The 6583-nt window shown below is 65.7% G+C and carries 7 protein-coding genes; 4 read left to right on the top strand and 3 right to left on the bottom strand.

Annotation, left to right across the window (positions count from 1 at the left end; translation table 11 throughout):
* The first annotated feature begins 172 nt into the window (after positions 1–172).
* The 4 genes from A2Z13_02445 to A2Z13_02430 are packed head-to-tail and all read left to right on the top strand — an operon-like array spanning position 173 to position 2826.
* A complete protein-coding gene (locus A2Z13_02445) occupies positions 173–694 on the top strand; it encodes a hypothetical protein (GenBank protein ID OGP80253.1) in 522 nt (173 codons plus the stop codon).
* Positions 691–2151 (top strand): catalase, encoded by a 1461-nt coding sequence (locus A2Z13_02440; protein ID OGP80252.1) that lies wholly within the window; start codon positions 691–693, stop codon positions 2149–2151. Before A2Z13_02445 ends, A2Z13_02440 begins: the two co-directional genes overlap by 4 nt.
* A gap of 25 nt (positions 2152–2176) precedes the next feature.
* Positions 2177–2398 carry a hypothetical protein gene (locus A2Z13_02435; protein ID OGP80251.1) on the top strand — a complete coding sequence of 74 codons (222 nt, stop codon included), beginning with the start codon at positions 2177–2179 and terminating at the stop codon, positions 2396–2398.
* Positions 2386–2826, top strand: a complete 441-nt coding sequence (locus tag A2Z13_02430; protein ID OGP80250.1) for a D-tyrosyl-tRNA(Tyr) deacylase — start codon at positions 2386–2388, stop codon at positions 2824–2826. The genes A2Z13_02435 and A2Z13_02430 overlap by 13 nt, the downstream gene beginning before the upstream one ends.
* A gap of 31 nt (positions 2827–2857) precedes the next feature.
* On the opposite strand, the gene A2Z13_02425 is transcribed toward A2Z13_02430, so the two are convergent.
* The 3 genes from A2Z13_02425 to A2Z13_02415 all read right to left on the bottom strand — a co-directional run.
* Entirely contained in the window at positions 2858–3535 is a 678-nt protein-coding gene (locus A2Z13_02425; GenBank protein ID OGP80257.1) for a potassium transporter TrkA, read from the bottom strand.
* A 20-nt stretch (positions 3536–3555) separates the two neighbouring features.
* Positions 3556–4203, bottom strand: coding sequence for a potassium transporter TrkA (locus A2Z13_02420; GenBank protein ID OGP80249.1), 648 nt, complete (start codon positions 4201–4203; stop codon positions 3556–3558).
* 13 nt (positions 4204–4216) lie between these two features.
* The coding region (locus A2Z13_02415) for an ATPase (GenBank protein ID OGP80248.1) at positions 4217–6583 on the bottom strand (2367 nt) is incomplete at its 5' end.

Below are 6583 nucleotides of genomic sequence, written 5' to 3'. Positions count from 1 at the left end.
GAGAACCGGCTTCCCGGGAAGCGCCCGCAGCCTGCGGAGAAAGGTTACTGCCCTGCCGACTTCATCGAAGTGTCCCACTTTGGCCGCACTTGCCGGGGTCCAAACGTCGGCCCTTGACAGGCGGCGTAGTTGTCGATAGATTACTATCTATGAATAATATGCAGATAGGAACATGGACTTGAAAACCGGCGGCGTCGAGGTTGGGCGGCGGCTCGAGCAGTTCAAGGCCGCCTGCAAGAAGGCGGGCGTGAAGCTCACGCACCAGCGGCTCGAGATTTTCCGAGAGATTGCCGCAAGCACGGAGCATCCCGATGCGGAAACCGTCTTCCGGGGCGTCCAGGTGCGGATTCCGACGGTGTCGCTCGACACCGTGTACCGGACGCTGTGGCTCCTCGATGGTCTCGGGTTGATCACCACCCTCGGTCCACGCCGGGAGAGCGTTCGTTTCGACCCCAACCTCGAGCACCACCACCATTACGTCTGCGTGCAGTGCGGGCGGGCGAAAGACTTCGAAAGCGCGGAGCTCAACGTGCTCACGATTCCCGCCTCCGTGAAGAAATTCGGCAGCGTCATGACGACGCACGTCGAGGTCAGAGGGTTCTGCGCGGGCTGCGCGAAGGAGACCGCCTCCGGGAGGGCGAAGGCAGCAAGGCGACCCCATCGAAAACCGTTCAACCAGGGAGGAGAACGATGAGTCAGAAGAAGAAGCTCACCACCAACGCTGGCGCCCCCGTCGTCGACAACCAGAACACCATGACCGCCGGACCACGCGGCCCGGCGCTGCTGCAGGATGTCTGGTTTCTCGAGAAGCTCGCCCACTTCGACCGGGAGGTGATCCCCGAACGCCGCATGCATGCCAAGGGCTCGGGCGCCTACGGCACCTTCACGGTCACCCACGACATCACCAAGTACACCAGGGCCAAGATCTTCTCGAAGATCGGAAAGAAGACCGACCTCTTCGTGCGCTTCTCCACCGTGGCCGGCGAGCGCGGCGCGGCCGACGCCGAGCGCGACATCCGTGGATTCGCGATCAAGTTCTACACCGAGGAGGGGAACTGGGATCTGGTGGGTAACAACACGCCCGTATTCTTCCTGCGCGACCCGCTGAAGTTCCCGGATCTCAACCACGCGGTGAAGCGCGACCCCCGCACCAACCTGCGCAGCGCCCGCAACAACTGGGACTTCTGGACCTCGCTGCCGGAGGCGCTGCACCAGATCACCATCACCATGAGCGAGCGCGGGATTCCGCACTCCTACCGCCACATGCACGGCTTCGGCAGCCACACCTTCAGCCTCATCAACGCCAAGAGCGAGCGATTCTGGGTGAAGTTCCACCTGCACAGCCAGCAGGGGATCAAGAACCTGACCGACGCCGAGGCCGAGGCGATCATCGGGAAAGACCGGGAGAGCCACCAGAAGGACCTGTACGGGAGCATCGAGAAGAAAGACTTCCCCCGCTGGAAGATGTCCATCCAGGTGATGCCGGAGAAGGACGCGGCGAAGTGCCCCTACCACCCCTTCGACCTCACCAAGGTCTGGTTCCACAAGGATTATCCTCTGCAGGAGGTGGGCATCCTCGAACTGAATCGCAACCCGGAGAACTATTTCGCCGAGGTCGAACAGTCTGCCTTCAACCCGGCCAACGTCGTGCCCGGCATCGGTTTCTCGCCGGACAAGATGCTGCAGGGTCGCCTGTTCTCTTACGGTGACGCCCAGCGTTACCGGCTCGGCGTGAATCACCACCTGATCCCGGTCAATGCGTCGCGCTGTCCGTTCCACAGTTACCACCGCGACGGCGCCATGCGGGTGGACGGCAACCACGGCAGCACGCTCGGGTACGAGCCCAACAGCTACGGCGAGTGGCAGCAACAGCCGGACTTCGCCGAACCGCCGCTCCGCATCGAGGGCGCCGCCGAGCATTGGAATCATCGCGAGGACGATGATTACTACTCCCAGCCCGGCAAGCTGTTCCGGATGATGAACGCCGGGCAGAGGAAGGCGCTCTTCGGGAACACCGCCCGCGCCATGGGCGACGCTCCCAAGGAGGTCAAGATCCGCCACATCGGCAACTGCCTGAAGGCCGATCCGGCTTACGGCAAGGGGGTGGCAGACGCGCTGGGGGTGCCGCTTTCCGAAGTGCCGAAACCCTGACGCCTGAACGAGGTTCGCCTCTCCGGTGGCAACGCGGCGAGCGCGGCGGCAGGACCGCAAGGTGATCCGAGTGGTCAACCTGAGCCTCTCCATAATGGGGACCAACGTGATCATGACGACCCACGACATGCATTGGCCCGGCCGGATGAACGGCACGGCAACCATTAAACTCACCGGGTACCAGGCGGCGGGAGGCCCGGGTAGTCCGAGGGTTACGGCCGGGTGCGCCGTCCCATGCGCGTCCTGATCCAGAGAGTGAAGAGGGCTTCCGTTTCCACCGGGGGGGCGGTCCTCGGCAGGATCGGACAGGGACTGCTCGCCTTCGTCGGGATTGCCCATTCGGACGGCGAGTCCCATGTCCGGTGGATGTGCGAGAAGATCACCCGATTACGGATCTTCGAGGACGAAGCGGGAAAGATGAATCGGGCGGTCGGGGACATCGGGGGAGGGATCCTCGTGGTGTCCCAGTTCACCCTGTACGGGGACGCAGCGAAAGGGAACCGCCCCGGCTTCGCGGAGGCGGCCAACCCGGCGATCGCGAAACCTCTTTACGAGGAGATGATCCGGCGTCTTAAAGCGACTTCGGGCGTTCCGGTCGAAACCGGGTCGTTCGGCGAGGAAATGGAGGTTGAGCTCGTCAACGACGGGCCCGTCACCCTCCTGCTCGAGAAGTAGCCTGGGGCCAAGGAACGCAGAGGTCCCCTCTCTACCCCGGTTCCTTCCTTCCGCCCAGAATCGCCGCCAGCCGGGTGACCTGCGATGCGTGCACCAGCGCCACGACCTCGTCGGCGGGCCGGAGCACCAGGTCCCCGTGGGGGACGATGAGTTCGCTCTTCCGGAGGACCGCCGCCAGCACGCATTTATCGGGCAGCTTCAGGTCCCGCAGAGCCTTTCCTGCCGCTGCCGCCGCCGGATGGACCTTCTCCTCCACCAGGGAGAACAGCCCTTTCCGCAGTTTGAGCAGCGTCATCATGTCGCCGAGCGACATCTCTTCGGCGACCAGGTGGGCCAAAAGGTCCGCCTGGTTGAGCGCCACGTCCACCCCCATCTCGGGTGTGAACATCCAGGCATTCCGGGGATCCTTCACGCGGGCGATGGTGCGCGGGACGCTGAACTCGAAGCGGGCCAGGCTCGTCACCACCAGGTTCGTCTCGTCCGCGCCGGTGACCGCCGCCACCACGTTCGCGTGCCGGATGCCCGCGGCCTCCAATACGTCGGGGTCCGTGCCGTTCCCCTGCCTCAGCACACCCTGCGGCAGATCGCGCATCAGGATCCGGTTTTCCTCCGGGCGCTCCTCGATGATCTTCACCTTGTGCCCCGCCGATAGCAGCAGCGAAGCCAGGTAGCCGCCCACCCTTCCTCCGCCTACGACGATGACGTTCATGGACATGTTTTACGCCCTCCTTACGACAGTCCCAGGATCGCCTTGAGCCGGTCGGCGGAACTTCCCAGCACCGCCAGGTGCACCAGGTCGCCCTTGTGGAAGACGGACCCCGGCGTGGGCAGAAATGTCCTGCCGCCCCGGCTGACCGCCACCACGTGGATCTCTCCCGCGACGGTCACCTCGCCCGTCGTACGACCCACCAGGAACGGCGGCACCTCCGCCTCCACGATGTCCACCTCTCCGCTGCCCAGGCTGTGAAGAGTGTCCAGGCGGGAATAGCACAGCAGCTCGGCGAGGCGGTTGGTCCCCCAGGCGACCGGAGTAATCGTCTGCAGCCCCAATCTCCGGTAGATCTCCGCCTTGCGGGGGTCGTACAGCCGCGCGACGACCCTCGGTACCCGGAACACCTGCACGGCGATGCGGCCGGCGACCACGTTGACCTCGTCGCTGGCCGTCACGGCGGCCAGCCCGTCGGCGCGCTCGATGCCGGCCCGGAGGAGCACCTCCCGGTCGATCCCGCTCCCCTCGACGGTTTGCCCCTTGAACGCTCCCAGACCGCCGAAGGCGGCGGGGTCCTTGTCCACGACGGTCACCGCATGGCGGCGCTGCTCGAGGGCCTTCGCCAGGCCGGCGCCCAGCCTGCCGCAGCCGATGATGAGGATCTTCATCGCTTGTCTCCTTTCATGCGGGGAGCGAACCCCGTAAGGTCGACCTTCCCTTCTCCCGCCATCGCAGCAGCGCCTTCCGGGCCTCATCGGCCAGCAGGAGGGCGGGGCACCACCCAAGGAGAAACAGCCATCCTTCCAGCGGTAAACCCGACGTGCCGAACACCTCCTGCAGGAAGGGGATGTAGACGATCATCAGGAGAAGGACGAGCTCGGTGGCGATCCCCGCCCACACGAGCCGGTTGCTGAAGAAGCCGGTGCGGAAGACCGAGGTGCGCTCCGTGCGTTGTGCGAAGAGGTTGCCGACCTGGGTGCTGACAACGGCGCCGAGCGCCATTGCGGTCGCCGACCGGTAGAGCGCCCCATCGGAAGGGAGGTCCAGCAACCGGCCCCAGTAGCCGCTTTTCCAGAAAAGGAAGTAGAAGGCCGTCATCGCGGCCAGGCTCTGGAGCGGGCCCAGGAAGGTATAGGCGCGCAGCAGAAGCGGCCAGGTGATGACGTGCTCCGAGCGGCGTCGGGGGGGCCTGTCCATCAGGCCCGGCTCGGGAGGCTCGGCCCCCAGGGCCAAGGCCGGCATGATGTCGGTGCCCAGGTCGATGGAGAGGACCTGCATCACGTTGAGCGCCAGCGGAATCCTCCCGCCGCTCAGGACGAAGCAGATGAACGGGACGGCCTCGGGAGTGTTGCTGGTGAAGATATACGTGATGAATTTCTTGATGTTCGCGAAGACCGCCCGGCCCTCCTCGACGGCGTTGACGATGGAGGCGAAGTTGTCATCGGCCAGGACCATGTCGGCGGCCTCCTTCGCCACGTCGGTGCCGGACAGCCCCATCGCCACCCCGATGTCGGCCTGCTTGAGGGCGGGGGCGTCGTTGACGCCGTCCCCGGTGACCGCCACGACCTCCCCCATCTCCCGGAGTGCGCTCACCACCCGCAGCTTGTGCTCCGGCGTCACCCGCGCCAGGAGGATCTCCTCCCGCAGGGCGTCCTTCAGATCCTCGTCGCTCATCGTGTCCAGCTCGGAGCCGTTCAAGAGGCGCGGATGGGGCGTTCGGAGGATGCCGATGCGGCGGGCCACGCTTTCCGCGGTCAGTCCGTAGTCGCCGGTGATCATGATGATCCGGATGCCGGCCCGGTAGCATTTTGCCACCGCCTCGGCCACCTCGTGCCTCGGCGGGTCCATCATCGCCATCAGCCCGAGGAACGTCAGGTCGCGCTCGATCGTATCGGCTTCGGTTCCTTCCAGGGAGTCCGGCAGCAGGCGCCGGGCGACGGCCAGCACGCGGAGTCCGCCGCGGGCGAGGTCGTCGTTTTCCGCCGCGATCCGTGCCCTTTCCCCGTCGGTCAGCGGTTGCTCCTTTCCTTTCACCCGGAGGCGGGAGCACAGCCCGAGCACTTCCTTGGGAGCCCCTTTGACATAGGCGATCCGCACTCCCCGATGTGCGTGGATCGTGGCCATCCGCTTGCGTCGGGAATCGAAGGGCAGCTCCCGCAGTCGCGGGGCGGATGCTGCCTCCGCCGCAAGGTCCATTCCCCCCTTGAGGGCCGCCACCCGGAGAGCCGCCTCCGTGGGGTCTCCCAGCACCGACCAGCGGGGAATGGAGCGGTCGGGGGGGAGGAGGCGGGCGTTGTTGCACAACCCGGCGGCAAGCAGCAACAGGCGCAGGTCGGCGGTTACCGCGTCGGAATCCGGAACCGGCCTTCCGTCGGCAAGGATTTCTCCCTCGGGTGCGTAGCCGACTCCCGTCACCGACAGCCGCCGGCCGGCGATCCGGAGCTCCCGGACCGTCATCTCGTTCTGGGTCAATGTCCCGGTCTTGTCCGTGCAGATAACCGTCGTGCAGCCCAGGGTTTCCACCGCCGACAGCCGCTTGACCAGGGCATTCCTCCTGGCCATGCGCTGCACTCCCATCGCCAGCGAGAGGCTGACGGTCGGGAGCAGACCCTCCGGAACGAATGCGACGATCATCCCCATCGCGAAGAGGAAGCTATCGGCCAGGGTCATGCCTGCGAGCGCAATCGCCAGGCCGAAGAAGAGGAACCCCGTCCCGGTCGCCAGGAAGGTCACCACACGGGTCATGCGGACCATCTCTTTCTGAAGCGGGCTTTGCTCCTCCGCGATGCCCTGGGTGAGGCGGGCGATTTTCCCGAACTCGGTCTGCATCCCCGTTGCGAAGACGACCGCGACCCCGTTACCGGCCACGACGCTGGTCCCCGCGAAGACCAGGTTGGAGATCTCGGCGCGCGCGAGATCTTCCTTCCCCGCGGCATCGCACGTTTTTCTTGCCGGGTGCGACTCTCCCGTCAGGGTGGATTGATCCACGCGCAGCTCGGCCTCCTTCACCAGCCGTGCATCGGCCGAGATTCGGTCGCCCTCGGAGAG

The sequence above is a fragment of the Deltaproteobacteria bacterium RBG_16_64_85 genome, assembly GCA_001798885.1.
Classification (GTDB): Bacteria; Desulfobacterota; Deferrimicrobia; order Deferrimicrobiales; family Deferrimicrobiaceae; genus FEB-35.
Note: the sequence above shows the minus strand (reverse complement) of the source record. Positions and strands in the feature narration are given on the sequence as shown.

Excerpts from the sequence above, each read along its gene's own strand:
- A2Z13_02445 (OGP80253.1), top strand. The coding sequence starts at position 173 with ATGGACTTGAAAACCGGCGGCGTCGAGGTTGGGCGGCGGCTCGAGCAG.
- A2Z13_02440 (OGP80252.1), top strand. The coding sequence starts at position 691 with ATGAGTCAGAAGAAGAAGCTCACCACCAACGCTGGCGCCCCCGTCGTC.
- A2Z13_02430 (OGP80250.1), top strand. The coding sequence starts at position 2,386 with ATGCGCGTCCTGATCCAGAGAGTGAAGAGGGCTTCCGTTTCCACCGGG.
- A2Z13_02425 (OGP80257.1), bottom strand. The coding sequence starts at position 3,535 with ATGAACGTCATCGTCGTAGGCGGAGGAAGGGTGGGCGGCTACCTGGCT.
- A2Z13_02420 (OGP80249.1), bottom strand. The coding sequence starts at position 4,203 with ATGAAGATCCTCATCATCGGCTGCGGCAGGCTGGGCGCCGGCCTGGCG.